This is a genomic window from Mesorhizobium sp. B2-3-12 (assembly GCF_006442205.1).
Taxonomy (GTDB): Bacteria; Pseudomonadota; Alphaproteobacteria; order Rhizobiales; family Rhizobiaceae; genus Mesorhizobium.
Genome location: NZ_VFVR01000002.1, coordinates 779,794 through 804,350, shown reverse-complemented (window position 1 = coordinate 804,350; position 24,557 = coordinate 779,794). Strand labels below are relative to the sequence as shown.

Here is a 24,557-nt window from a genome sequence, read left to right as displayed (position 1 = left end):
CCCTCGCCTATAAGTTGACTTTAATCAATCGATTGATTAAAGTCCCGTCATGATCAAAATGCCAGACGCCAAGCCGTCCCGACGCGAGACATCCCCGGCGGAGCTGACGCGGGCGGCGCTCGTCCAGGCGGCGCTGAAACTGTTCGGACGGCAAGGTTTCGACGGCACCTCGACGCGCGAGCTGGCGGCCGAGGCTGGGGCAAATATCGGCTCCATCGCCTATCATTTCGGCGGCAAGGAAGGTCTTCGCGCCGCCGCCGCCGACTTCATCGTCGAGACCATTCAGGCAGTCGCCGGCCAAGCACTGGGCGCCGGCCAAGCACTGGGCGCCGGTCAGACGCTCGATGGACAGGCCGTGACGGCTGGCGATCCCGAGGCGGCGCGGGCACAGCTCATCGCGGCGCTGGAGCGGATGGTCGGCTTTGTCGTGGCGAGCCCCCAGGCCGGCGAGATCGTGCAGTTCGTGCTGCGCGAGCTGTCGCATCCGACGGCGGCGCTCGACCGCATCTATGACGGCGTCTTCGAGCCGGCGCATCGCCGGTTGTGTCTGCTGTGGGAGCAGGCGACAGGCGAGCCGGCCGAGAGCGAACGCACCCGGCTCACCGTGTTTACGCTGATCGGCCAGGTCATCTATTTCCGCATCGGCCGCGAGGCTGTCATGCGCCGCATGGGCTGGCACGACATCGGGGCCGCCGAGGCCGCCAAGGTGGTGGCCGTCACCACGGACAACCTCGGCGCCATGCTGGCCGCCCGAAAGGGGGCAGGGATGAAGGGATCAAGACAATGAGCTTCCTGTGTTCGCTGCCGCTCGCCGCCCAACTGTTCGGCGCCTGCGCGCCGGCGGCCCCGCTTGCCGTCGGTTATGTCGAGGGCGATTATGTGCTCCTGGCGCCGATCGAGGTGGCGCAGGTCGAGACGGTGACGGTCAAGCGCGGCGACCGCGTGACGCCGGGAGCCACCGTGGTGACGCTTGAAAATGCCGACGCCAAGATCGCGGTGGCGCAAGCGCAGGCGGCCTTGGCGCAGGCGCAGGCGCAGTATGCCGACCTCCAGGTCGGTAAGCGGCCGGAAGAGATCGCCGTGTTGAAGGCCGAGGTCGACATGGCCAGGGCACAGGCCGCCGACGCCAGGCGAAAGTTCGACCGCGCCAGCGACCTGTTCAAACGCGGCGCCGGCACGCAAGCTGATTTCGACACGGCTTCCGCGACGCTGGAGACGGCCAATGCGCAGGTCGGCCAGGCGGAGGCCAACCTTGCGGTCGGCGGGCTGCCGGCGCGCGCCGAAACGATCAAGGCCGCCGACAACCAGGTCAAACAGGCGCAGGCGGCGCTGGATCAGGCGCAATGGCGGCTCTCCAAACGGGTGTTGGCCGCCCCTTCGCCCGGCCGCGTCAACGACGTCATCCGCAACCCGGGTGACACGGCGGGCCCGACCGCGCCGGTCATCTCGGTGCTCCCCGACGGCGCGGTGAAGCTCAGCGTCTATATTCCCGAAAGCGCCTTCTCCTCGGTCAAGGTCGGCAGCCTGCTCAGCGTCCATTGCGACGGCTGCGGCGAGGGCGTGAAAGCGCGCGTCAGCTATATCTCGCCCGATCCCGAATTCACGCCGCCGGTGATCTACTCCCTCGAAAACCGGCAGAAGCTGGTCTACCTCGTCGAGGCGCGGCCGGAGGGCGATACGGGTCCACTGCAGCCCGGCCAGATCGTCGATGTCGATCTTGCGGTATCGGCAAAATGAACGCCATCGACGTTCACGGCCTGGTCAAGCGCTTCGGCGACAAGACCGTCGTCGACCATGTGACCATGTCGGTCGCCGAGGGCGAGATCGTCGGCTTCCTCGGCCCCAACGGTTCGGGCAAGACCACCACCATCCGCATCATGTGCGGCCTGCTGACGCCGGACGAGGGCGACGGCACGGTGCTGGGTTTCAACATCCGCACGGACAGTCTCAAGATCAAACGTGAAGTCGGCTACATGACGCAGAAATTCTCGTTCTACGAGGATCTGACGATCGGCGAGAACCTCGAATTCGTGGCGCGGCTCTACCGGCTGAGGCCGGTCGAGGAGTATGTCTCGCGCACGCTGGAGGAACTTGGCCTCACCACGCGCCGCAACCAGCTGGCCGGCACTTTGTCCGGCGGCTGGAAGCAGCGGCTGGCACTCGCCGCCTGCATCATGCACAAGCCTAGACTGCTCCTGCTCGACGAGCCGACCGCCGGCGTCGACCCGAAGGCGCGGCGCGAATTCTGGGACGAGATCCATCGCCTGGCCAGCGGCGGGCTCACCGTGCTGGTCTCCACCCACTACATGGACGAAGCCGAACGCTGCCACCGCATCTCCTACATCTCCTACGGCAAGATGCTGGCCACCGGCACCGTCGCCGAGGTGGTGAAGAATGCGGGCCTGACCACCTTCGTGCTGCAGGGTCCAAAGCTCGACCAGGTGTCGCAGGCGCTGCAAGGCCGCCCCGGCGTCGACCAGGTGGCGCCGTTCGGGGCCACGCTGCATGTCGTCGGCTCCGACAGGAAGAAGCTGGAAGCCGCCCTTGCCGATGTCGAGAAAGAGCACAAGGGCGTCACGGTGAAGCCCGGCGAAACCAGCCTCGAGGATGTCTTCATCCAGTTCATGTCGGGTTCGAAGGACAATATGGCATGAACAGCGTCTTCTCCTTCGCCAGGCTCGGCGCCTTGCTGATCAAGGAATTCATCCAGATGCGGCGCGATCGCATCACCTTCGCCATGATGCTGGGCGTGCCCCTCATCCAGCTCGTCCTGTTCGGCTATGCCATCAACAACGATCCGAAGAGCCTGCCGGCGGCCCTGGTGGCGACCAGCAGCGACCCCTACACCCGCGCCATGGTCTCGGCGCTGCAGACCACTGGCTATTACCGCTTCGACCATGTCGCGCAAAGTGCTGATGAGGCCGAGTTCCTGATGGCGCGCGGCGATGTCGCCTTCGTCGTCACCATCCCCGCCGACTTCGCCCGGCGTGTCGAGCGCGGCGACAAGCCACAGATCCTGATCGAGGCCGATGCCACCGATCCGGCGGTTGCCAGCGGCGCTATCTCGACGCTCGGCACCATCGCCGGCCAGGCGCTGCTGCGGGCACAGGGCACGCAGGAAGCCGCCGCTGAGGCCGCCAGGGGACAGCTCGATGTCGTCGTGCACCGCCGCTACAATCCCGAAGGCATCTCGCAATACAACATCGTACCCGGCCTGCTCGGCGTCATCCTGCAGATGACCATGGTGATGATGACCTCGATCGCGCTGACGCGCGAGACCGAGCGCGGCACGATGGAGAATCTCCTGGCGATGCCGTCGAGCCCGCTGGAGATCATGATGGGCAAGGTGCTGCCCTATCTGGCGGTCGGCGCGGTGCAGGTGGTGGTGGTGCTGGCGGCGTCGAAGCTGCTGTTCGCGATCCCCTTCACCGGCTCGATGACGCTTCTCCTGTCGGCGGTGCTGGTGTTCGTGCTGTCGCTGGTGCTGCTCGGCTATACGATCTCGACGATCGCGCGCACGCAGATGCAGGCCCTTCAGCTCACCTTCTTCTTCTTCCTGCCGTCGATCATGCTGTCGGGCTTCATGTTTCCCTATCGCGGCATGCCGGACTGGGCGCAGACCTTCGGCGAGATCTTTCCGCTGACGCATTTCCTGCGCATCACCCGCGCGGTGATGCTGAAGGGCGCCCAACTGCCGGCGGTGGCGACCGAGATCGGCTGGCTGGTGGTCTTTGTCGCATTGTTCGCCGGCGTGGCGTTGGTGCGGTTCAGGCGGACGCTGGACTGACGAGAGCTTGGCCAGGTGCCCGGAGCCGCCCGAATTCCTCGTGCGGGAGGTGCGGAGATCACACGGGCAGGGACGGCGACGCTCTATGCCGCCATGATCCCGGCATAGGTGCCGAAATCGACATTGCCGCCCGACAGCACCACGGCAACGCATTTGCCCGACAGGTCGATCTCGCCCGATGACAGGGCTGCCAGCGCGACGCAGCCGCCGGGCTCGACCACCAGTTTGAGGTAGGCCATGGCGTCGCGCATCGCCTGCGCCGTCGCCTTGTCGGAAACCGCGATGGCGCCGGCGAGGTTGCGGCGGTTGATCTCGAAGGTGATGGCGCCCGGCTCGGCGGTGAGGATTGCGTCGCAGATCGAACTGTGGCCCGGCTCGTTCGAAACCCTGGCGCCCGCCGCCAGCGAGCGGCGCGTATCGTCGAAATGCTCGGGCTCCACCGCCCAGATCGCGGTGCCGGGCGAGGCATCCTTGACCGCGACGGAAATGCCGCTGGTCAGGCCACCACCGCCGCAGGGGATGACGACCCCGTCGAGCGATACGCCGAGCGCCCGCGCCTGCTTCACCAGCTCCAGTCCGATCGTGCCTTGGCCGGCAATGATGGCCGGATCGTCGAAGGGCGGCACCAACGCCATGCCCTTGTCCAGATAGGGGCGGACCACCGTCATGCGGTCGTCCTTGAAACGGTCGAACGGCACCACCTCCGCTCCCATCTTGCGGACATTGGCGATCTTCATGTCAGGCGCGTCCGCTGGCATGGCGATGACCGCCTTGACGCCGAACATCGCGGCGGAAGCCGCCACCCCTTGCGCGTGGTTGCCCGAGGAGAAAGCAACGACGCCACGGGACCGCTCCTCCTCGCTCAGCGTCGACAGCTTGTTGTAGGCGCCGCGGAACTTGAACGAGCCGGTGCGCTGCAGCGTCTCCGGCTTGAACAGGATGCGGCCGCCGAACCGCCTGTTCAGCTCCTGCGATTCGATCAGCGGCGTCTCGACGATAAGACCGTGGAGCCGTGCGGCGGCGGCGTGGATGTCGGCGATGCCGGGAGGGGTGGTCATGGTGGGTCCTGCGGAGTGTGATCGCGCCATGGTGCACGCAAAGAGCCGTGCGATGCCAACGAAAAGATGTGACCGGGACAAAGTTCGCGATTGTGATCAAAGATACAAATGTATCCAGCGTTGCGGCCGTCACGCCCGCATGTCGCAATTCACCCCAGCAATGTCCGCTGCCGCTTGCTGCCGCCAAGCTTGCGCCAATTGTTGAAGCGGTGCGTGGCGGCGGCGAACGAGATCTTCATCTGCTGGGCCACCGAATAGCGCGACTTGCCTTCGTCGAACATGCGATAGCAGCACTCGACGCCTTCCTCGGTCAGCTTGCCGTCCGGCGCCTTGTTGTGCGGATTGGCGGGGTCAAATTTCTCGATCTGCTGTTCGACCAGCGCCTTCAGGCGTTGCAGGTCGGCTTCTATGCTGGCGATGAGGTCGAGAACATGCTTGGCGTCATAGGCATGCGGAGGCTTCTTTGCCGTCATCTGTCGTTTCCTTCTCTGGCTTGGCTCCGACATATAGGTGAACATTCACTGATAATGAAGAGCCGGACGCTTCAACAAATCTTGACCCGCGATCACCGGCGCGGTTGACCGAGGCCACCGCAAACTCTAGTTTAGAACAATTCTAAACTAGGGTAATTTCCTCATGCTTTCCCGTGTTTTCGGCTTCGGCCGCCGCTCTTTCGAGTCCTTGTCCGAACAGGAGATCCTGGCGCTCGCCATTTCATCGGAGGAAGACGATGGGCGCATCTACCGGGCCTATGCGGACGGGCTGGCCGAGACTTTTCCGCAATCGGCCAAGGTTTTCGAGGCCATGGCCGAGGAGGAAGACGGCCATCGCGACTCCCTGATCGAACTCTTCCGCAAGCGTTTCGGCGAGCGCATTCCGCTGATCCGCCGCGAGCATGTAAAGGGCTATTACGAGCGCAAGCCTGACTGGCTGGTGCGGCCGCTAGGCATCGAGGCCGTGCGCCGCCAGGCCGAAGCGATGGAGCGGCAGGCCTATCTGTTCTATGTCGAGGCAGCCAAGCGCACGTCGGATGCCTCGACCCGCAAACTGCTCGACGATCTGGCCGTGGCCGAACAGAGCCATGAAAGCTCGGCGCATGCGCTGGAGCAGGAACATGTTCCAGGCGACGTCAGGGTCGAGGAGGCGACCGCCGAGCAGCGCCAGTTCATCCTCACCTATGTGCAACCGGGCCTGGCCGGGCTGATGGACGGATCGGTGTCGACGCTGGCGCCGATCTTCGCCGCCGCCTTCGCCACGCATGACACCTGGCAGACGCTGCTGGTCGGGCTTGCCGCCTCGATCGGCGCCGGCATTTCGATGGGCTTCACCGAGGTCGCTTCCGACGACGGCAAATTGTCGGGCAGGGGCTCGCCGATCAAGCGCGGCCTGACCGTCGGCATCATGACGACGCTGGGCGGCCTCGGCCACGCGCTGCCTTACATCATCCCGCATTTCTGGACGGCGACCGCCGTTGCCGCCGTGGTGGTGTTCTTCGAATTGTGGGCCATCGCCTTCGTCCAGAACCGCTACATGCAGACCCCCTTCCTGCGCGCCGCCTTCCAGGTGGTCCTGGGCGGCGCCCTGGTGTTCGCGGCGGGCGTGCTGATCGGCAATGCGTGAACTTTTCCCTTCTCCCCTTGTGGGAGAAGGTGGATCGGCGCGTAGCGCCGAGACGGATGAGGGGTGTTCCAGCGGAGTGAGACGTCGGCATTCCCTGGAACACCCCTCATCCGACCTCGCTTCGCGAGGCCACCTTCCCTCACAAGGGGGGAAGAAGAGCCGCGCCTCTCCTCACCCATTCACCGCGCGGCTGTCCGCCGGCGCCTCGTCGCGTTCCGTCAGCCCGTAATCTCGCACCACATCGGCGATCCGTAATCGATAGCCGGCAAATATACCGCCGCGCCCCGCCTGCTGCGCCTGCCGGTGTTCTTCCGTATTGCGCCATGCCTTGACCGCCTCCTCGTCGCGCCAGAATGACAGCGACAGCACGCGGTTCGGGTCGGCCAGGCTCTGGAAGCGCTCGATGGAGATGAAGCCATCGATGCCGTCGAGCAGCGGCCGCAGGTTGGCCGCGATGCCGAGATAGGCATCGCGCTTGCCCTCCGCCGCTGCACTTCGAAGATGACGGCGATCACGGCAGTACCAGCTTCGCATGCGGGCCGGACGCCAGTTTCAGGAACATGCGGTCCTCCTTGACGATAAATCGTTCGCGGTGGGCGAATTCGTAGTTTGCCTTGCCGGCGGGGTCGGCGGCAAGCCGGGCGCGATAGGCTTCGTAGGCCGCCAGGCTTTCGATGTTGTAGGCGGCATAGGCGGTCGTGGCCGAGCCTTCGTGCGGCGCGAAATAGCCGATCAGATCGGCACCGCAGCGCGGAATGGCCTGGCCCCAGTTGCGGGCATACTCCTCGAAAGCCGCCTTGCCGAACGGGTCGATCTCGTAGCGGATGAAGCAGGTGATGGTCATTTTTTCTCCTCTGAGTGTGCATCGATAATTCGAGCGACGTCGAAACGTCGCGCCGGCCGATCTGCTAGGCCTGCCAGAAGGGCTTCGCGCATTCGCGGCGCACCCTGCCGTGTCAGGCCGAGGTCGCGCAGCAGGTGGTCGTCGATCTCGGCAAGGTCGAGCCGCTGCAGATGGCGGTCATACCAGCGGGCCAGCAGCCCCAGCCGGACCCAGGCGACGAACGGGAACGGGCTGCGGCTGGCGAGCGGACTGGAAGCGGATGTCATCGTCGTCTCCTTGATCTGACCGCAGAATAGTGGTTATCTGACGAGAATACTTCGATGGAGGCCGAACCATGCGTGAAGGACCCGACATAGCCCGCATCGCCAGCCTGGTCGGCGACCCGGCCCGCGCCAACATGCTGAACGCCCTGATGGGCGGCACGGCATTGACGGCGAGCGAATTGGCGCTGGAGGCCGGCGTGTCGCTGCCGACCGCCTCCTCGCATCTGTCCAAATTGATGGAGGGCGGCCTGCTGACCGTGGCCAGCCAGGGCCGGCATCGCTATTACGGGCTGGCCGGCCCGCAAGTGGCCGGCATGATCGAAGCCATCACCGGCGTGGCCGAAGCCGTTGGCCCCAAGCGCGTCCGGCCGGGCCCGCGTGACGGCGCGATGCGCATCGCGCGCGTCTGTTATGATCACCTTGCCGGCGAGCAGGCCGTTGCGATGCTGGACCGCCTCGTCGACAAGAACATACTGGTCCGCGACGACAAGGAGATCAGGCTCGGCCCTTCGGCGGCATCGCATTTCGCGGCGATCGGCATCGACGTCTACACCAAACCCAGGCGGCCGGTCTGCCGCGCCTGCCTCGACTGGAGCGTGCGCCGCTCGCACCTCGCCGGCACGCTGGGCGCCGCCATCCTCGACAAGATCCTTGCCGAGAAATGGGCGCGCCGCGAGAAGGACAGCCGCGCCGTGATTTTCTCGCCACCGGGCAAGCAGGCGTTCGAGAGGGTGTTTTTGGGGTGATGGACTGCGGAGATGTCGGCGGGACAGCGCCCCCCTCTGCCCTGCCGGGCATCTCCCCCTCAAGGGGGGAGATTGGCAGTTTCGATGCCGACACTTTCATTCAGACGATGAAAATTGGCGAAGGCCCAGATGACAGCCGATCTCCCCCCTTGAGGGGGGAGATGCCCGGCAGGGCAGAGGGGGGTGGTGCCCCCCGGCGTCGAAAGTCGAATTACCCCCGCTTCAAAGCCTTTCCCTGCTTGAAGAAATCCACCCACGGATCCGCGTCCGCCAGCCGCCTCATCGTCGTCTTGTCGCCGATCGGGAAGGCGTTCGGGGCCAAGCCAGCCTCGATTTCGGCCCAAGTCACCGGCATCGATACCGTAGCACCCTTCTTGGCCCGCGACGAATAGGGCGCCACTGTCGTCGAGCCCCTGCCATTGCGCAGATAGTCGACGAAGATTTTTCCCGTGCGCGCCTTCTTCGACAGCGTCGCCGTGTAGCGGTCAGGCGCGCCCTGCTCCAGCGCGCGGGCGAAATCATGGGCGAAACCCTTCACCGCGTCCCAGTCCGCCGAGGGTTTCAGCGGCACCAGCACATGGTAACCCTTGCCGCCGGAGGTCTTGACGAAATTGGGCAGCGACAGATCATCGAGCTTGTCCCTGATGTCGAGTGCGGCCTCGCGCACCGCCTTCACCTCGACACCCTCATCGGGGTCGAGATCGAAGATGATCTGGTCCGGCTGTTCGAGCTTGTCGATGGTGCAGCCCCAGATATGGATCTCGACCACACCGTACTGGACGAGCGCCGCGACGCCGTCGAAATCCCTGACGAAGAGGATTTCCTCGCCATCGGTCGGGTCCTTCATGCGCATGATCTTGTCGCTCATGCCGGCCGAGGCGTGTTTCTGGAAGAAGCGCTGGCCGCCTATGCCGTCGGGCGCGCGCACCAGGCTGAGCGGCCGGTTGACGACAAATTGCTCCATGCGCGGCCAGACCTGCGCATAGTGGTCGAGCAGGTTCTGCTTCGATATTTTCTCGTCGGGCCACAACAGCTTGTCGGGATGGGAGAGTTTTATCGAGGTCGTCATTCCGCCGGCCTTGCCGGCGCCGCCTGCGGCCGGCTTGGCCTTGGCAGGGCTCTTGCCTGTCGTCGCCTTGGGCTTTTCCTGCACGACTTCCTCCGCCGGCTTGTCCTCGCGCAGCCCCTGGAACGAGGCGTGGCGTATTATACGGTCCGACGTCCAGCTGCGAAACTCCACTTCGCCGACCAGTTCCGGCTTGACCCAGACCAGCCCCTTGCCCTTCGGCACGGCCGCGTCGAAGGGCGAACCCTTTGCCTTCAGCGCATCGAGCTTCTTCTTCAGATCGTTGGCGCCCTTGGTGGAGAAGCCGGTGCCGACACGGCCGGCATAGTGCAGGTCGCCGCCTTCGTAATAGCCGACCAGCAGCGAGCGCAGGCCGCGTCCGGCCTTGTCCGACGGCAGATAGCCGCCGATGACGAATTCCTGGCGCGCCGTGCATTTCGATTTGACCCAAGCCGGGCCGCGTCCGCTACGGTAGGGCGCATCGGCGCGCTTCGAGACGACGCCTTCCAGCCCCATGCGGCAGGCATGTTCCAGCATGATCTTGCCGGGTTCGGCGAAATGGTCGGAGAAACGCACCGCCGCGTTGTCGGCTTGCTCGCCGAGCAGGTCCTGCAAGGCCCGCTTGCGCTCGACCAGCGGTTCCCGGCGCAAATCCTTGCCGTCGAGCCGCATCAGGTCGAACACATAGTAGATGAACCGGTTCGTCCGCTTGGCCGACAAATCCTGCTGCAGCAGCGCGAAGGACGACACGCCGCTGTCGGCAAGCACGACGATCTCGCCGTCGATGATGGCATCGCTGCATTTCAGCCCGGCGAGTTCGGCCGCGATCTCGCCGCCGAATTTTTCCGTCCAGTCGAGGCCGGTGCGGGTCAGGAGCCGAACCTCGGTGCCAGCGATCTGCGCCTGCATGCGATAGCCGTCGAACTTCACCTCATGCAGCCAGTCCTGGCCCGACGGTGCGTCCCGCTCCAGCGTGGCCAGCTGCGGTTCGATGAAGTCGAGTTTCCTGGCCCCGGCCTTGGCCTTGCCGGCGGCCGGCTTGTTGGAGTGCCAGACCTTCGGTTTCTCGCCCTTGGCCGCCTTGCCCTCGCCGACTTCCTCGATCGTCAGGCCCGATTTCACCGATTTCGGCTCGTCCTTCAGAATGTCCTCGCCGGGGCGCGCAGCGGCATCGTCGGACTTGATTAGCAGCCAGTTGTCCCGCTTTTCGCCCGGGCGCGGCCGCAGCCGCACCAGATGCCATTTGCCACGCAGCTTGTGGCCATCGAGCTCGAAGTTGATATGGCCCTTCTTCATCATCGTCGCGGGATCGCCCTCGGGCGTCCAGCGTCCTTCATCCCAGACGAGAACCGAGCCGCCGCCATATTCGCCCTTGGGGATGGTGCCTTCGAAGCCGGCATAGTCGATGGGATGATCCTCGACATGCACGGCCAGCCGCTTTTCGTGCGGGTCGAGGCTGGGACCGCGCGTCACCGCCCAGCTCCACAGCACGCCGTCGTGCTCGAGGCGAAAATCGTAATGCAGCCTTGTCGCGGCGTGCTTCTGGATGACGAAGATGCCGCCGTCCTTCTGCCCGCGCGTAACCTTGCCGGCCGGCTCGCCGGTCTTCTTGAAGTCACGCTTCGAATGATACTGTTCGAGGCTTGCCATCTCGTATCCTCAGGCCGATTTGCGCTTCGGCGCAACGCTTTTCGCCTTGGCGCGCTTCGCCGCCGGCTTGGCTTTCGCTGAGGATGACTTCGTCGATCCTGAATCCGACGACAGGCTTTTCTTCAGCGCGTCGAACAGATTGACGACGTTGGAGGGTTTGGGGGCGGCCTTGGCCTTCGGCGCCTTGTGTCCCGCCTTCTTGGCGCGGATCAGTTCGAGCAGGGCATCCTCATACTTGTCCTCGAATTTCGAGGGATCGAACTTCGCTTTCTTCTTGTCGATGATGAGCTCGGCGAGATCCGTCATCTCCTGGTCGGTCTTCACCGCCTTGATGTCGCCGAAGACGCTCTCGGGCTGGCGCACCGTGTTGTCGTAGCGCAGCGTCGTCAGCACCATGCCCTTGCCCAGCGGCTCGATCACCACGGGACGTTCGCGGCTGTACAGAACGATGCGGGCAAGCCCGGCCATCTTCTTGCCCGCCATGGCGTCGCGGATGACGGCGAACGCCTCTTCCGAAACCGTGTCGGCCGGCGCGACATAATAGGGCGTGTCGAGATAGATCTGCTCGATCGAGGCTTTGTCGACGAAGCCGTCGAGGCTCATCGTGTGCGAGGATTCGATCTGCACCGCCTCGATCTCGTCCTCCTCTATGTGGACGAAATCGCCCTTGTCGACCTCGTAACCCTTGATCTCGTCGCCGTCCTCGATCGGCTTGCCGGTTTCGGCGTCGACATAGATCCGCTTCACCGTATTGCCGGTCTTGCGGTTGAGGATGCGGAACGACACCTTCTCGGCATGGGTGACGACGTTGGTCAGTTCGATGGCGCACGTGACCAGCGAGAGCTTCAGATAGCCTTTCCAGGCCGGGCGCGGCGCCATGATGGTTCCCCGTGAGAGAAAGATCAGGTGGAACGGGCGACCACCCCGCCCGGTTCCAATCCTGTCCGGCCGGGCCCGGCGCGGTTGCCTCCGGCCCCGGTCCTATTCGGCGGCCTGCCCTACTCGGCGGCTTGGAGGTTGATCTTGCTTTCCGCCATTTCGGTCAGCTTGCGATCAGTCGCCTGCTCCTCCTTCAGGTTCTTGGCCAGCACATTGGCGCAGTCGCTGCGGCCGAGCTGCTTGGCCCATGCGATCAACGTGCCGTAGCGGGTCATTTCATAATGCTCGACGGCCTGGGCGGAGGCGATCAGCGCGGCGTCGAGAACGTCCTTGTCGTCGACATCGCCGCTGACGTCGTCGGCCTCCTCGAGAATGCCGTCGATGGCCGGGCAGTTCACCTGCTTGGCCTTCACCCCAAACAACTCGAACACCTCCTCGACGCGTCCGATATGGCCCTTGGTCTGTTCGAGATGTTTTTCGAAGCCGGCCTTTAATTGCGGGTCGGTTGCCTTGTCGACCATCTTTGGCAGCGCCTTCTCGATCTGCTTCTCGGCATAATAGATGTCGCGCAGCGTGTGCACGAAGAGATCGTTCAGCGTTTTGATGTCCTTCGAAAAGAAGCCCATGATTTCAGCCTTTCCATTGCTCTTGCCGTGGGGTTTCCGGCCTGCCTGCTGGGCAGCGCCCGCGAGCCGGCAATGCCGGTCCTATGGACCAACGTCCGCTGCGCGGGCCGGTTCCGGAGCTTGCCGGCCGTCAGGCAAGGAAATTTCAACAACGGCCCGGAAGTTGAAACACAAGCGCGCCAAGGCGACATTCAAACGAAACATATGTGATGCAAAAGTCACACTGGCTGGAATGGTGACAAAAGGCGCGGAAACACCCCGAATCAGCCGCATTCCGGCCATGAAGCAACGGGTTTTCGACCAAAAATTAACATCACGTTCACCGACTATTCACGCCTCGATGCTATCGTGCTCGCAATTCGGAAGGGACATCCGAAAATCGGGACAGGGACAGGGAAAATGAACTTCCTCACGCACCTCATCGGCTATGCCGCCGCCATCCGCGAGTTCGTCGCGCCGACCTATCGGCCGGAGCGCTATTATATGCGCGGCCCCGGTCCGGCCTGCGCCCGTCGCGGCACCTCGCTGGGCGCGCACTGACATGACTTTCGAGAGCCGCCACAACAGCCGCATCTGCAGGCCGGACGCCAACACCCGCGGCACGACCTATCGCGCCGAGCGGCCGATTTTCGCCGACCGGCGGCGTGCGACAACGTCGCGTCTTTGAGACCGCCATCGGCTGGCTTAGGGTCCTAGGGACATAAGCAGCCGAGGCCAGCGTGACCGACCGTCCCAAGCAGCCTTCCCTACCCCTCGATGCAAGCCAGCCGCTGATCGTTTTCGACGGCGTCTGCGTGTTCTGCTCGGGCTTCGTGCGCATGGTGGTCCGCCTCGACCGCAAGGCGCGCTTCCGCTTCGCAACCGCGCAATCGCCGCTCGGCGAGGCCCTGTTCCGCGGATACAACCTGCCGACCGACAGCTACGAAACCAATCTCGTCCTGGTCGGCGGCGTCCTCTTCACGCGTCTCGATAGTTTCGTCGCCGTCATGACCGAGCTTGGCTGGCCCTAGCGAGCTGCCAGGGCTTTGTTGTTGTTGCCACGCCCGCTACGCGACTGGCTCTACGATCGCATCGCCGGGAATCGTTATGCCCTGTTCGGCAGGAAGGACAGCTGCGACGTCCCGTCGACCGAGCTGCGCGGGCGGCTGATCGGCTAATGCGTGTCGCCCGGAAGTGTCATCGATTCCGGACAACGACATACATAAAATCAGAAGCTTACAAAAGATCAGGCGAATCCTGTTCGCCGCGATATACTCCATGTCGAGATCTCGCACCCGGTGACCGGCCTGATCGTGCGCTATCGCGGCTGGCTGGAACCCAAGGGTTCGCACGGCTCGAGCGAGATCGTTTCGCCCGCCGTCCTGCCGAGATCCATACAGCCCTGAACCGTGCACAGCGTCCAGCCATCGCCGGTCGCGCCGGAGGCGGCGAGCACGAGACGCGACTGCGGGCCAACCCTGGGCACATAGACCCACCAGCCGTCGCGCAGCACGGCACCTTCCGGCGGCTCCATGCCGGCGCCCGAGCCCTTGATGCGGGCCTCGACCACTTGCAGGCCGGACGGCGTCACCGTCCAGTTCTCTTCCCAGAGCGTCCGCTCCACCGAATGCGTCCAGGACAGTGTGAAGGCGGCAACAGTCAGTGTCGCCGTCTTGCCGGCGGAAAGGATGCACAGGCTCATGCGGCGGTCGAGGCTTGCCGTGTCCCCCAGACGTGCCAGCCGATCCAGGCCAGCGACAGCGCCCATCCCGCCTCGTCGGTGAGCGGCAGCGCCGCCACCAGGAGCACGCCGGCGGCGAAGGCGACAAGCCGCTCCCACCAGGCCATGCGCCTGGCAAGGAAGCCGACTGCGGCCGCCCCCCACAGCACGATGCCCATGCACGCCTTGACGACGATATAGGCGACCTCGACGGGATAACCGAACTGGGCGGCGATCGGGCCGGCGTCCTGCAGCATCAGCGCCGGCGTGTAGACCGCCATGAACGGCACCACGAAGCCGGCAATGGCAAGCTTGGTCGCCTGGATGCCGATCTTGAGCCCGCTCTCCTTGGCCATGGGTGCCGCGGCAAAGGCGGCCAGCGCCACCGGCGGCGTCAGATCGGCCATGATGCCGAAATAGAAGACGAACATGTGGCTGACCACCAGCGGAACGCCGAGCGACAGCAGCGCCGGTCCGGCCAGCGACGAGGTGATGATGTAGTTGGGGATGGTCGGGATGCCCATGCCGAGCACCAGGCAGGTCAGCATGGTCAGCACCAGCGACAGGAACAGATTGTTCTCGCCGATCGAGATGATCCAGCCGATGAAGGTGGAGGCGATGCCGGTCAGCGTCAGCGTGCCGATGACGATGCCGACGATGGCGCAGGCAATGCCCACCGGCAGCGCGTTCTTGGCGCCCTCGGCGAGCGAGTCCACGCAGATTTGCAGCGTCTCGCGTCCGCCCTTGAAGGCGAGGCAGGCTATGACGAGCGCCGCGATGACAAGGCTGAGGATGTTGACGCCGAATTTCATGAAGGAGGCGGCGGCAAATCCGAGCGCCAGCCAGAAGACGACGCGGAAGGCCAGCGGCCCGATCAGCGCCGCCAGCGGCGTGCCGAGGATGAGCACGATGGTCAGCGCCAGGCCCATCGTGCCGGCGAACACCGGCGTATAGCCGGCGAACAACAGATAGATCAGGGCCGCCAGCGGCAGCACCAGCGGCCAGTGCCGCCGCACCGCCTCCCATGGGTTGGGCAGGTCGGCCTGGGCCATGCCGCGCAGGCCGGCCTTGCCGGCCTCCAGATGCACCTGCCAGAAGCAGGCGCCGAAATAGAGCAAGGCAGGAATGATCGCCGCCTTGACCACCTCGGCATAGGGGATGTTCAGCGTCTCGGCCATGATGAAGGCGACCGCGCCCATCACCGGCGGCATGATCTGGCCGCCCATGGACGAGGTTGCCTCGACGGCGCCGGCGAAGGCCGAGCGGAAGCCGAAGCGCTTCATCAGCGGAATGGTGAACTGGCCGCTCGCCACCACATTGGCGACGCCGGAGCCGGAGATCGTGCCCATCAGCGCCGACGACAGCACGCAGACCTGCGCTGGGCCGCCGCGCCAGGTGCCGACCAGGCCGAGCGCGAAATCGTTGAACAGCGCGATCATGCCGGCGCGTTCGAGAAAGGCGGCGAAGACGACGAAGATGAATATATAGGCGGCCGAGACATAGATCGGCGTGCCGTAAATGCCTTCGGTGCCGTAAGCGAAGGTGTCGACGAGCTGGGCGAAATCATAGCCGCGATGGATGAACGGCGCCGGCAAATGGTTGCCGATGAAACAATAGGCGAGGAAGATAAAGGCGATGACCGCCAGCGGCAGCCCCATCAGCCGCCTGGCCGCCTCGAACACCAGCACCACCAGCACGGCGCCGACGATCAGGTCGGGCGTGGTGAGGAAGCCGGAGCGTCGGATGAGGTCGTTATAGAACACCCAATTGTACAGGCCGGTGCCGAAGCCGAGCACGCCCAGCGTCCAGAACGCGGCCTTGGCCGGCAGGCTGGTGGCGCGCAGATTGGCGATCAGGGCGAAGCCGAGCAGCAGCAGGAAGCCGACATGCATGGCCCGCACCACCTGGCTCGGAAGGCTGCCATAGGCGGCGATGTAGATCTGGAAGGCGGAAAAGGCGACGGCGATGGCGAAGGCCGCCTTGCCGGCGATGCCGTCGCCGAAGCCCGGCGGCAGGCCCTCGACCTGCTCCTCGGTCGCGGGGAGATGGGAGGTGGAAGATTTGGGGTCGGCTGTCGTACCAGAGGCTGCTTGGCTCATCCGACGCACTCCAAAGCGGGCGAATTGCAGGGCGAGGCGGCGCCTCGCGAAGACATCTCCGGTTGCCGCACCCTTACTTCAACAAACCCTTTTCCTTGTAGTAGCGCTCGGCTCCCGGATGCAGCGGCACCGGCATGCCGTCGAGCGCCTTGCCCGGATCGATCGCCTTGGCGGCGGCGTGGGCGGCGGCGAGCTGGTCGAGATGGTCGAACATCAGCTTGGTCATCTGGTAGGCGGTTTCGTCGGAGACGTCGGCGCGGGTAATCAGGAAATTGCCGACGGCGGCCGTCGCCACATCCTCGCTCTGGCCCTCATAAGTGCCCTTGGGAATGATCACCGACAGATAGGGCGAGCCGATCTTGGCGACATCTTCGGCCGGCACCGCCACGACATTGATCGGCAGCGAGGTGGCGAGGTCGCGGATCGAGGCGACGCCGAGCCCGGCCGACTGGAGCGTGGCGTCGAGCTGGCGGTTCTTGATCAGCTCGACCGATTCGGCGAAGGGCAGGTATTCGACGCGGCCGAGATCCTCGTATTTCAGCCCGGCGGCGGCGAAGATGGCGCGTGCGTTGAGCTCGGTGCCCGAGGCCGGCGCGCCGACCGACAGGCTCTTGCCCTTGAGGTCGGCCAGTGTCTTGATGCCGGACTCCTGGCTGGCGACGATCTGGATGTAATTGGGGTAGATGGCGGCGATGCCGCGCAATTTGTCGAGCTTGCCGGGGAAGCCCGCCTCGGCATTGCCTTCGGCGGCCATCTTGACGGAATCGCCGAGCGCGAAGGCGATCTCGCCCTTGCCTTGCTGCAGGAGGTTGAGGTTCTCGACCGAGGCCTTGGTCGCCTGCACCTGGGTGCGGGCGCCTTCGATGCCCTTGCCGTAGATTTCCGACAGCGCCACGCCGAGCGGATAATAGACGCCCGAAGTTCCGCCGGTCAGCACATTGATGAACTCCTGCGCGGTGGCCGACACCGCGCCAAGTCCAAGTGAAAGCGCCATCGCGCCGGCAGCAACAATTTTCGTTCTGAAATTCAGCATCTGGTTCCTCCCTGAAATATTGACCGCATCACCTCCCTGATACGAACGGAGGCGAGTTTAGACAGCGGAAGGGAAATGCCAACCCGCAATTCGGCGCGTTAGACGAATGGTTGAGAGGGTGCCAAACACATGCCCGCTTGCACAAGGCGCGGCCGGAGCGGAAAGTTTTTCCGCGAGCTGTCGAAATCGGTCGCCGCCGCGCGACATACGTCCGGCCCCGCAAGGACGCGGCCTTCGAAACCACGGGAGAAAACCCATGCGATACATGATCATGATCTATGCCAACGAAGCCGCGCTGGCGAATGTGCCGATCGAGGCGGCCCAGCAGATGAGCGCGGCCTATGGTGCCTATACCGAGGCGTTGAAGAAATCGGGCACCTGGCTGGCCGGCGATCGGCTGCGTCCGAGCCAGGCGACGACATCGGTGCGGATCGCCGACGGCAAGACCAACGTCATCGACGGCCCCTATGCCGACACCAAGGAGCAGCTCGCCGGCTTCTATATGATCGAGGCGGCCGACATCGACACCGCCATCGAATGGGCGGCACGCTGCCCGGCGGCCAGCACCGGCACGGTCGAGTTGCGGCCGATCTGGGAACTGGACGATTACATGCCCAGGAAGTGACGGCGTGATGGACAGTCGTCCCGAGATCGCCCGGGCGGCCGCGGAGGCCGCCGCCCGCCAGAGCTATGGCAAGCTGGTGGCCTGGCTGGCGGCGCGCACGCGCGACGTGGCCGGCGCCGAGGATGCGCTGGCCGACGCCTTCGCGGCGGCGCTGGAACGCTGGCCGCGCACCGGCGTGCCGCAAAAGCCGGAAGCCTGGCTGCTCGCCGTGGCGAGGCGGCGGCGAGTCGACGCGGTGCGGCGGCGGCTCACCAGCGAAGCCGGCCGCGACCATCTCAAGCTGATTGCCGAGGAGGCGGAGGCACGCATGACCGACCAGGATCTGCCCGACGAACGGCTGCGGCTGATGTTCGCCTGCGCCCATCCGGCGATCGAGGCCGGCGTGCGGGCGCCGCTGATCCTGCAGACCATCCTCGGCTTCGATGCCGCCACGATCGCGTCCGCCTTCCTGGTCTCGCCGACCGCGATGGGCCAGCGCCTGGTACGCGCCAAGAGCCGCATCCGCGAGACCGGCATTCCGTTCCGCGTGCCGGAGCGGACCGAACTCGGCGAAAGGCTGGACGCGGTGCTGGAGGCGATCTACGCCGCTTTCGCCGAGGGTTGGTCCGATCCGGCCGGCACCGAGACGCGGCGTCGCAACCTCGCCACCGAAGGCATCTGGCTCGGCCGGCTGGTCGCCTCGCTGCTGCCGGACGAGCCGGAGGCGCTGGGCCTGCTGTCGCTGATGCTGTTCGCCGAGGCACGCCGCGCGGCACGTCGCGACATGGCCGGAGATTATGTGCCGCTCGCCGAGCAGGACCATGCGCTGTGGGATCACGCCCTGGTCGACGAGGCCGAAGGCCTGCTCGGCCGTGCCGCCACAATGGGCGCCATCGGCCGCTACCAGCTCGAGGCGGCGGTCCAGTCCGCGCATGTGGCGCGACGGCTGAGCGGCCGCACCGACTGGGCGGCGATCCGCGCGCTCTACGAAGCGCTGTTTTCGATCGCCGGTTCGCCGGTCGTGGCCATCAACCGCGCGGTAGCGATCGCCGAGACCGAGGGTGCGGTGGCGGGGCTGGCGGCGCTTTACGTGCTGGGCGACGACAAGCGGCTCGACGACTACCAGCCCTACTGGGCCGCGCGTGCCGGCCTGCTGGCCCGGCTCGGCCAGGCACCGCAAGCGCTCGAAGCCTATGATCGCGCGATCGGCCTCGAGCGCGATCCCGCGGTGCGCCGCTTCCTGCAGCAGAAACGGGCGGCGCTCATACAGTGAGGTCGCGGAGCCTGGACGGCTTTTTTCGGCCGGTCAGGCCGGCCACATCTCGTGCGCGAGGAAAGCCGCTTCCGGCGCGACGCGCCGATTCACTGCCCGGGCGAGCCACTGGTCTCGGCCCGTTCTTCGGACCCAACAAGGGGAGAAGGGAAGATGGGTGCGCGAAAACCTTAAGACCCCAGCCCCTCGAACAGGATCGTCGACAGATACCGCTCGGCGAAGTCGGGAATGACAACGACCAGGCTCTTGCCCTTGTTCTCGGGCCGCGAACCGACGACGATCGCCGCTTGCAGCGCCGCGCCCGACGAGATGCCGACCGGCACGCCTTCGAGGCGGGCGATGAGGCGCGCATTGGCGACGGAATCCTCGTTCGAGACCTTGACGATCTCGTCATAGATCGTGGTGTCGAGGATTTTGGGCGCGAAGCCGGCGCCGATGCCCTGGATCTTGTGCGGGCCGGGCTGGCCGCCCGACAGCACCGGCGATGCTTCCGGCTCGACGGCGACGACATGCAGCGCTGGCTTGCGCTTCTTCAAGACCTGGCCGACGCCGGTGATGGTGCCGCCCGTGCCGATGCCGGCAACGAAGATATCGATCTCGCCCTGCGTGTCGTTCCAGATCTCCTCCGCTGTCGTCTTGCGGTGGATTTCCGGATTGGCGGGGTTTTCGAACTGCTGCGGGATGACGGCGTTGGGGATCGTCGCGGCCAGTTCGTCGGCCTTGGCGATGGCGCCCTTCATGCCTTTCGGCCCTTCGGTCAGCACCAGTTCGGCGCCGAGCAGCGCCAGCATCTTGCGGCGCTCGATTGACATCGTCTCGGGCATGGTCAGGATCAACTTGTAGCCCTTGGCGGCGGCGGCGAAGGCAAGCGCGATGCCGGTGTTGCCCGATGTCGGTTCGATCAGCGTGGTCTTGCCGGGCGCGATCTTGCCCGATGCCTCCAGCGCCTCGATCATCGCCACGCCGATACGGTCCTTGACCGAGGCGATCGGATTAAAGAATTCGAGCTTGGCGACCAGATTGGCGACGATGCCCTTCTCCTTGGCGAACTTCTCGAGCCGGACCAGGGGCGTATCGCCGATCGTGTCGGTGATGGATGTGTAGATGCGGCCGCGGCCGGGCACGCGGGCGGAGGTGACGGGCTTGTTCATTGGTTTCGCTCCCAGAATTTCAGGCAAGAGAGTATTTCAGGCAAGAGGAGTATTCAGGCGAGTGGCATTCCTGCCAGCACGATAAGCTGTTCAGCCGCGCAAGATAGGCTGTCGGCAAGAAATATCCGAGTAGGGGCCGTGCTGAAAACCCGTTTGCTCCGGAAAAGCGTTTCCCGAAACAAATGGTTTGCGGAACGGTTTGGCCGAAGCCCTACTGGCGGGCGGCGATCGCCGCCGCCGCGCCGACCATGAAGGTGGCGGCGGTGCGGTTCAGCAGCTTGAGTGCCTTCGGCGATTTCAGGAACCAGCGCGCCTTGGCGGCGAGTGCCAGGTAAGGCACCAGCACGACGAACAGGACGACGACCGTCAGCGCGGCGAGAATGCCGTAATCGGCTAGCGTGATCGTCTTCAGGTCGACGATGGTCGGCGTGATGGCGAGGTAGAAGATCATCGTTTTGGGATTGCCGAGCGTCACGGTGAGGCCAGCGAGGAAGCTGGACACCAGCCCGCCCTTGCCTTTCCTGGCTTCGACCGTCTCGGGCGTGATGCCGGCGGTCCAGAAACGCCAGCCGAGAAAAGCGAGATAGGCGACGCCGGCCCACTTGACGGCCAGGAACACCATGCCGAACTCCTGCGCGACGAAGGCGAGGCCCAGCACCACGGCGGTGAGATAGATGAGGTCGCCCAGCATCAGGCCAAACGACATGGCCAGCGACGAGCGAAAGCCCGAGCCCAGAGCCCGCGCGACAAGCGCGGTGACGCCGGGGCCTGGAATGGCGGCGGCGATGCCGAGAGCGGCGCTGTAGGCGAGGAAGCCGGTAAGGGTCATGGATGCGGTCTCTGATCAGAGCGCCTTATCGCATGGGACCGGCCAACGTTGAATTCCCTTGGGGTCGAATTCTATTGCACCAGATATAAAGGCCTCGCCTTACGAAGCCCCCTCATCCGGCCGCTTCGCGGCCACCTTCTCCCCGAGGGGAGAAGAGACGGGCGCCAGCGCCTGCAAGACTCCTCTCCCCTAGGGGAGAGGTCGGATTGCCCCGAATTGCCCTTGCGATTCGGTTTTGGCAATCCGGGTGAGGGGGCCTGCGCTGCCCAACCAAAGACTCCTCAGGAGCGGCCATCACCGTAAGTCACGCGCCAGATGGTGCCGTTGCCATCCTCGGTCACGATCAGCGCGCCGTCGTTTGCCACCGCCACACCGACCGGCCGGCCCCACACCTCGCCGTTGGAAACGACGAAGCCGGTCATGAAATCCTCGTATTCACCGGTCGGTTTGCCGTCCTTGAACAGCAAACGCACCACCTTGTAGCCGGTGCGGTTGCCGCGATTCCAGGAGCCGTGCAGGGCAACGAAGGCATCGCCCTGATACTCCTGCGGGAAAGCCTTGCCGGTGTAGAAGGCGATGTTGAGCGGTGCCGAATGGGCCTGCATCAGCACATCGGGAACAGTGGCCTTGCCAGCGAGGTCGGGGCGCTCGCCCTTGTGGCGCGGATCCTCATTGTTGCCGATGTAGTACCACGGCCAGCCATAAAAGGCGCCTTCCCTGACCGATGTCGCGTATTCGGCCGGCACATTGTCGCCGAGCGCGTCGCGCTCGTTGACGACGCACCACAGCGCGCCGGTCGCCGGCTGGATCGTCATGCCCGAACAGTTGCGCAGGCCGGTGGCGACGATGCGTCCGTTCTTCCCGTCGGGATCGAAGGCCCTGACGTCGGCGCGGCCCTCCTCGGATCCCCAGGTCGCGCCGATCGGCTGCGACTTGACCCATGTTTCGAGACCGCCTTCCGGTTGTTTGCCCATGTCCTCGGCGACGTTCGAGCCGGAGCCGACCGACAAATAGAGCGTCTTGCCGTCGGGCGAAAAGGCGATGTCGCGCGTCCAGTGGTGACTAGCCGGAATGTGGTCGACGATGGTTTCCGGCCCGCCGGATGCCTTCAACTCGCCGCTCCTGTAGGGGAAGCGCACGATGCTGTCGCTGTTGGCGACATAGACCCATTGCGGGTCGTTGCCCAAGGGATAGAAGGCAATGCCGTAGGGCTGGTTGAGATTGCCGGCGAAGACCCCTTGCTCGGCCGGTTGCGCGCCGCCCTTTATCAGCCGATAGACGCGAACCTGGTTGGCCTCGCTGTCGGCGACGAACAGGTCGCCGTTCGGCGCCACGCGCACGACGCGCGGATTGTCGATGCCAGAGGCGATCAGCTCGGCCGAGAACCCGGGCGGCAGTTGCGGCTTTGCGTCCGCTGGCATGTCCGCTAGCCCCGCGCTGTTCGAGGCCGATTTGGTGACGTAGGGCTTCGGCAGGTCTTCCGGCTTGATCAGCCGGCGCACGCCCGGCCTGTCGGCGCGCCAGTCACCGAAGGCGGCCGGACCCTTGAGCACCGGCTGATCGGCCGCCAGGGCCGAACCGGCAATGATGAGGCTGACCGGGATGGCGGCCATCGAGGCAAGTCTTATCATGAGAGACCTCCGCATCGTGCCGCAAATCGATTGCCGCGCGCAGCGGCAACGGCCGAGCGTGGCGGATGGTTCCATGCCACACGTCCGGTTGGAGCGACGGTAGAGCGGTTATCAAGCTTCGGTGGCGTCGAGGTCGCTATCCAGGCGCTTTTCCAGCTCGACGAGATCGGCCGGCAGCGGCAGGCCCATGGCGCGCATTTCCCGCAGTTTCTCGCGCAACTGCTCCTGCACCTCGTGCACGTCCTCGGGCTGATTGACCATCTCCTCCAGCAGCAGGCTGATCTGGGCCTTGAACGATTCCAGCGCCATTCTTCTTCTCCTTGCTGCCTGTTGTTCGATTCTGGGGCTCTAAGGTGTCGATATTCAGGTCAGGCCGAGTCGAAAACGGTTGATACCGACAACCGGAGCGGAGCGTACTTCTGTACGTGAGCACCGGAAGCGCAGGTGGCAGCCGTTTGCAGACCGGTCTCACCTGAATATCGTCACCTTAGCGCAGCATGCGCGATATCAGCTGCGCCGTATAATCCACCATCGGCACGATGCGAGCATAGTTGAGCCGGGTCGGGCCGATGACGCCGAGCGCGCCGACGACGCGGGCATCCTTGTCGCGATAGGGCGCCACAACCAGCGACGAGCCCGACAGCGAGAACAGCTTGTTTTCCGAGCCGATGAAGATGCGCACGCCCGATCCCTGCTCGGCAAGGTCGAGCAGCTGGATCAGCCCGTCCTGCGTCTCCATGTCCTCGAACAAATGTCGCAATAGCTCGATGTCGGCCTGGGCGGTGACGTTTTCGAGCAGATTGGCGCGGCCGCGCACGATGAGCCGTGCCGGCAGGCCGCTTTCGGCGCCCGCCCACACCGCCAGCCCCTTTTCGACGAGATCCTGCGACAGCGTGTCTAGCGCGGCCCGCGTCTCCTCCTTGATGCGGGCGATCTCGGTGCGCGCCTCGGCCAGCGTGCGGCCGCGAATATGCGCATTGAGAAAATTCGAGGCCTCGTGCAGCTGCGAGACCGTGGTGCCGGCGGGCAGGTCGACGACGCGATTCTCGACGTCGCCGTTCTGCGACACCAGCACGGCCAGCGCCTTGGTCGGCTCGAGCTGGATGAATTCGATATGCTTCAGCGCTACCTCGTTCTTGGCGGCCAGCACCAGGCCGGCGCCGCGCGACATGCCCGACAGCATCTGGCTGGCCTCGGTCAGCATGTGCTCCAGCGTGGCGCCGGAGCCGGAGGCGCGCACCTGCGCCTCGATGGTGCGGCGCTCCTCGTCGGAGAGGTCGCCAAGCTCCATGAAGGCATCGACGAAGAAGCGCAGGCCGGCCTGCGTCGGCAGCCGCCCGGCCGAGATATGCGGCGCGTAGATCAGCCCGAGATGTTCGAGGTCGCTCATCACGTTGCGGATGGTGGCCGGCGACAGCGAGGAGGGCAGGATGCGCGACAGGCTGCGCGAGCCCACGGGCTCGCCGTCCCTCAGATAGGAATCGACGATGCGCCGGAAAATGTCGCGCGAGCGCATGTCGAGTGATTGAAGAGCGGGCGACTGCGAAGCGGGATCGACTGCCTTGGTCATTCGGCCAAAAACCTCCGTGTTCAGGATATAGACTTCGGTACGCCGCGCGCAACCCGGTGTCTGTGGCCGATCACCCCGGGGTGTCTGTCTCGGATCCCAGGTCCGTTTTCCTTTGCGCGCTGCCCCCCT

At 65.0% G+C, this 24,557-nt stretch carries 26 protein-coding genes and 1 pseudogene; 11 read left to right on the top strand and 16 right to left on the bottom strand.

Features of this window, described 5'->3' with window-relative positions:
• Window positions 1-49: 49 nt before the first annotated feature.
• The 4 genes from FJ948_RS09240 to FJ948_RS09225 are packed head-to-tail and all read left to right on the top strand — an operon-like array spanning window position 50 to window position 3,787.
• Window positions 50-787 (top strand): CerR family C-terminal domain-containing protein, encoded by a 738-nt coding sequence (locus tag FJ948_RS09240; protein ID WP_140703526.1) that lies wholly within the window; start codon window positions 50-52, stop codon window positions 785-787.
• A complete protein-coding gene (locus FJ948_RS09235; protein WP_140703524.1) occupies window positions 784-1,737 on the top strand; it encodes an HlyD family efflux transporter periplasmic adaptor subunit in 954 nt (317 codons plus the stop codon). The genes FJ948_RS09240 and FJ948_RS09235 overlap by 4 nt, the downstream gene beginning before the upstream one ends.
• Window positions 1,734-2,654, top strand: coding sequence for an ABC transporter ATP-binding protein (locus FJ948_RS09230; protein WP_140703522.1), 921 nt, complete (start codon window positions 1,734-1,736; stop codon window positions 2,652-2,654). The genes FJ948_RS09235 and FJ948_RS09230 overlap by 4 nt, the downstream gene beginning before the upstream one ends.
• Entirely contained in the window at window positions 2,651-3,787 is a 1,137-nt protein-coding gene (locus FJ948_RS09225) for an ABC transporter permease (protein ID WP_140703520.1), read from the top strand. The genes FJ948_RS09230 and FJ948_RS09225 overlap by 4 nt, the downstream gene beginning before the upstream one ends.
• A gap of 83 nt (window positions 3,788-3,870) precedes the next feature.
• On the opposite strand, the gene FJ948_RS09220 is transcribed toward FJ948_RS09225, so the two are convergent.
• Window positions 3,871-4,845: a threonine/serine dehydratase gene (locus FJ948_RS09220; RefSeq protein ID WP_140703518.1), complete on the bottom strand. Its 975-nt coding sequence runs from the start codon at window positions 4,843-4,845 to the stop codon at window positions 3,871-3,873.
• A 149-nt stretch (window positions 4,846-4,994) separates the two neighbouring features.
• Window positions 4,995-5,318 (bottom strand): hypothetical protein, encoded by a 324-nt coding sequence (locus FJ948_RS09215; RefSeq protein ID WP_140703517.1) that lies wholly within the window; start codon window positions 5,316-5,318, stop codon window positions 4,995-4,997.
• Between the two features lie 163 nt (window positions 5,319-5,481).
• Here FJ948_RS09215 and mbfA point away from each other — a divergent pair, with 163 nt between their 5' ends.
• Entirely contained in the window at window positions 5,482-6,465 is a 984-nt protein-coding gene (gene mbfA / locus FJ948_RS09210; RefSeq protein WP_140703515.1) for an iron exporter MbfA, read from the top strand.
• Window positions 6,466-6,636: 171 nt separating this feature from the next.
• Here the strand turns inward: mbfA and FJ948_RS09205 are convergent.
• The 3 genes and pseudogenes from FJ948_RS09205 to FJ948_RS09195 form a co-directional block, all read right to left on the bottom strand.
• Window positions 6,637-6,980: pseudogene (locus FJ948_RS09205) on the bottom strand (antibiotic biosynthesis monooxygenase).
• Window positions 6,977-7,309, bottom strand: a complete 333-nt coding sequence (locus FJ948_RS09200; protein ID WP_140703513.1) for an NIPSNAP family protein — start codon at window positions 7,307-7,309, stop codon at window positions 6,977-6,979. The pseudogene FJ948_RS09205 and the gene FJ948_RS09200 overlap by 4 nt, the downstream one beginning before the upstream one ends.
• Window positions 7,306-7,575 carry a DUF1127 domain-containing protein gene (locus FJ948_RS09195; protein WP_246677482.1) on the bottom strand — a complete coding sequence of 90 codons (270 nt, stop codon included), beginning with the start codon at window positions 7,573-7,575 and terminating at the stop codon, window positions 7,306-7,308. Before FJ948_RS09195 ends, FJ948_RS09200 begins: the two co-directional genes overlap by 4 nt.
• A gap of 68 nt (window positions 7,576-7,643) precedes the next feature.
• On the opposite strand from FJ948_RS09195, the gene FJ948_RS09190 reads away from it, so the two are divergent.
• Complete coding sequence (locus FJ948_RS09190) at window positions 7,644-8,318, top strand: winged helix-turn-helix domain-containing protein (protein WP_140703511.1); 675 nt, start codon at window positions 7,644-7,646, stop codon at window positions 8,316-8,318.
• Window positions 8,319-8,529: 211 nt separating this feature from the next.
• On the opposite strand, the gene ligD is transcribed toward FJ948_RS09190, so the two are convergent.
• The 3 genes from ligD to FJ948_RS09175 all read right to left on the bottom strand — a co-directional run bounded on the left by ligD (window position 8,530) and on the right by FJ948_RS09175 (window position 12,539).
• Window positions 8,530-11,034, bottom strand: a complete 2,505-nt coding sequence (ligD, locus tag FJ948_RS09185) for a DNA ligase D (RefSeq protein WP_140703509.1) — start codon at window positions 11,032-11,034, stop codon at window positions 8,530-8,532.
• A 9-nt stretch (window positions 11,035-11,043) separates the two neighbouring features.
• A complete protein-coding gene (locus FJ948_RS09180) occupies window positions 11,044-11,913 on the bottom strand; it encodes a Ku protein (protein ID WP_140703507.1) in 870 nt (289 codons plus the stop codon).
• 119 nt (window positions 11,914-12,032) lie between these two features.
• Window positions 12,033-12,539, bottom strand: a complete 507-nt coding sequence (locus tag FJ948_RS09175; protein ID WP_140703505.1) for a ferritin-like domain-containing protein — start codon at window positions 12,537-12,539, stop codon at window positions 12,033-12,035.
• A gap of 399 nt (window positions 12,540-12,938) precedes the next feature.
• On the opposite strand from FJ948_RS09175, the gene FJ948_RS09170 reads away from it, so the two are divergent.
• The 3 genes from FJ948_RS09170 (at window position 12,939) to FJ948_RS30895 (ending at window position 13,696) form a co-directional block, all read left to right on the top strand.
• Window positions 12,939-13,079, top strand: coding sequence for a hypothetical protein (locus FJ948_RS09170; protein ID WP_013892047.1), 141 nt, complete (start codon window positions 12,939-12,941; stop codon window positions 13,077-13,079).
• Window positions 13,080-13,258: 179 nt separating this feature from the next.
• A complete protein-coding gene (locus FJ948_RS09165; RefSeq protein ID WP_246677481.1) occupies window positions 13,259-13,549 on the top strand; it encodes a DCC1-like thiol-disulfide oxidoreductase family protein in 291 nt (96 codons plus the stop codon).
• A gap of 24 nt (window positions 13,550-13,573) precedes the next feature.
• A complete protein-coding gene (locus FJ948_RS30895; RefSeq protein ID WP_281405354.1) occupies window positions 13,574-13,696 on the top strand; it encodes a hypothetical protein in 123 nt (40 codons plus the stop codon).
• 140 nt (window positions 13,697-13,836) lie between these two features.
• Here the strand turns inward: FJ948_RS30895 and FJ948_RS09160 are convergent, their stop codons facing one another.
• The 3 genes from FJ948_RS09160 to FJ948_RS09150 all read right to left on the bottom strand — a co-directional run bounded on the left by FJ948_RS09160 (window position 13,837) and on the right by FJ948_RS09150 (window position 17,370).
• Window positions 13,837-14,220, bottom strand: coding sequence for a DUF1850 domain-containing protein (locus FJ948_RS09160; protein ID WP_140703503.1), 384 nt, complete (start codon window positions 14,218-14,220; stop codon window positions 13,837-13,839).
• A complete protein-coding gene (locus FJ948_RS09155; RefSeq protein ID WP_140703501.1) occupies window positions 14,217-16,337 on the bottom strand; it encodes a TRAP transporter permease in 2,121 nt (706 codons plus the stop codon). The genes FJ948_RS09160 and FJ948_RS09155 overlap by 4 nt, the downstream gene beginning before the upstream one ends.
• A 73-nt stretch (window positions 16,338-16,410) precedes the next feature.
• Window positions 16,411-17,370, bottom strand: a complete 960-nt coding sequence (locus FJ948_RS09150; RefSeq protein WP_140703499.1) for a TAXI family TRAP transporter solute-binding subunit — start codon at window positions 17,368-17,370, stop codon at window positions 16,411-16,413.
• Between the two features lie 256 nt (window positions 17,371-17,626).
• On the opposite strand from FJ948_RS09150, the gene FJ948_RS09145 reads away from it, so the two are divergent.
• Both FJ948_RS09145 and FJ948_RS09140 read left to right on the top strand, forming a co-directional pair.
• Window positions 17,627-17,995 (top strand): YciI family protein, encoded by a 369-nt coding sequence (locus FJ948_RS09145; RefSeq protein ID WP_140703497.1) that lies wholly within the window; start codon window positions 17,627-17,629, stop codon window positions 17,993-17,995.
• Window positions 17,996-18,002: 7 nt separating this feature from the next.
• Window positions 18,003-19,247 carry an RNA polymerase sigma factor gene (locus FJ948_RS09140; protein ID WP_140703966.1) on the top strand — a complete coding sequence of 415 codons (1,245 nt, stop codon included), beginning with the start codon at window positions 18,003-18,005 and terminating at the stop codon, window positions 19,245-19,247.
• A 170-nt stretch (window positions 19,248-19,417) separates the two neighbouring features.
• On the opposite strand, the gene cysK is transcribed toward FJ948_RS09140, so the two are convergent.
• The 5 genes from cysK to hrcA all read right to left on the bottom strand — a co-directional run bounded on the left by cysK (window position 19,418) and on the right by hrcA (window position 24,428).
• Window positions 19,418-20,398, bottom strand: a complete 981-nt coding sequence (cysK, locus tag FJ948_RS09135; protein ID WP_140703495.1) for a cysteine synthase A — start codon at window positions 20,396-20,398, stop codon at window positions 19,418-19,420.
• Window positions 20,399-20,609: 211 nt separating this feature from the next.
• Window positions 20,610-21,227, bottom strand: coding sequence for a LysE family translocator (locus FJ948_RS09130; RefSeq protein ID WP_140703493.1), 618 nt, complete (start codon window positions 21,225-21,227; stop codon window positions 20,610-20,612).
• 281 nt (window positions 21,228-21,508) lie between these two features.
• Complete coding sequence (locus FJ948_RS09125; RefSeq protein WP_140703492.1) at window positions 21,509-22,858, bottom strand: sorbosone dehydrogenase family protein; 1,350 nt, start codon at window positions 22,856-22,858, stop codon at window positions 21,509-21,511.
• 111 nt (window positions 22,859-22,969) lie between these two features.
• On the bottom strand, window positions 22,970-23,167 hold the full coding sequence (locus tag FJ948_RS09120) for a hypothetical protein (RefSeq protein ID WP_140703491.1): 198 nt from the start codon (window positions 23,165-23,167) through the stop codon (window positions 22,970-22,972).
• A gap of 178 nt (window positions 23,168-23,345) precedes the next feature.
• Complete coding sequence (gene hrcA, locus FJ948_RS09115; RefSeq protein ID WP_140703489.1) at window positions 23,346-24,428, bottom strand: heat-inducible transcriptional repressor HrcA; 1,083 nt, start codon at window positions 24,426-24,428, stop codon at window positions 23,346-23,348.
• Window positions 24,429-24,557: the final 129 nt, after the last annotated feature.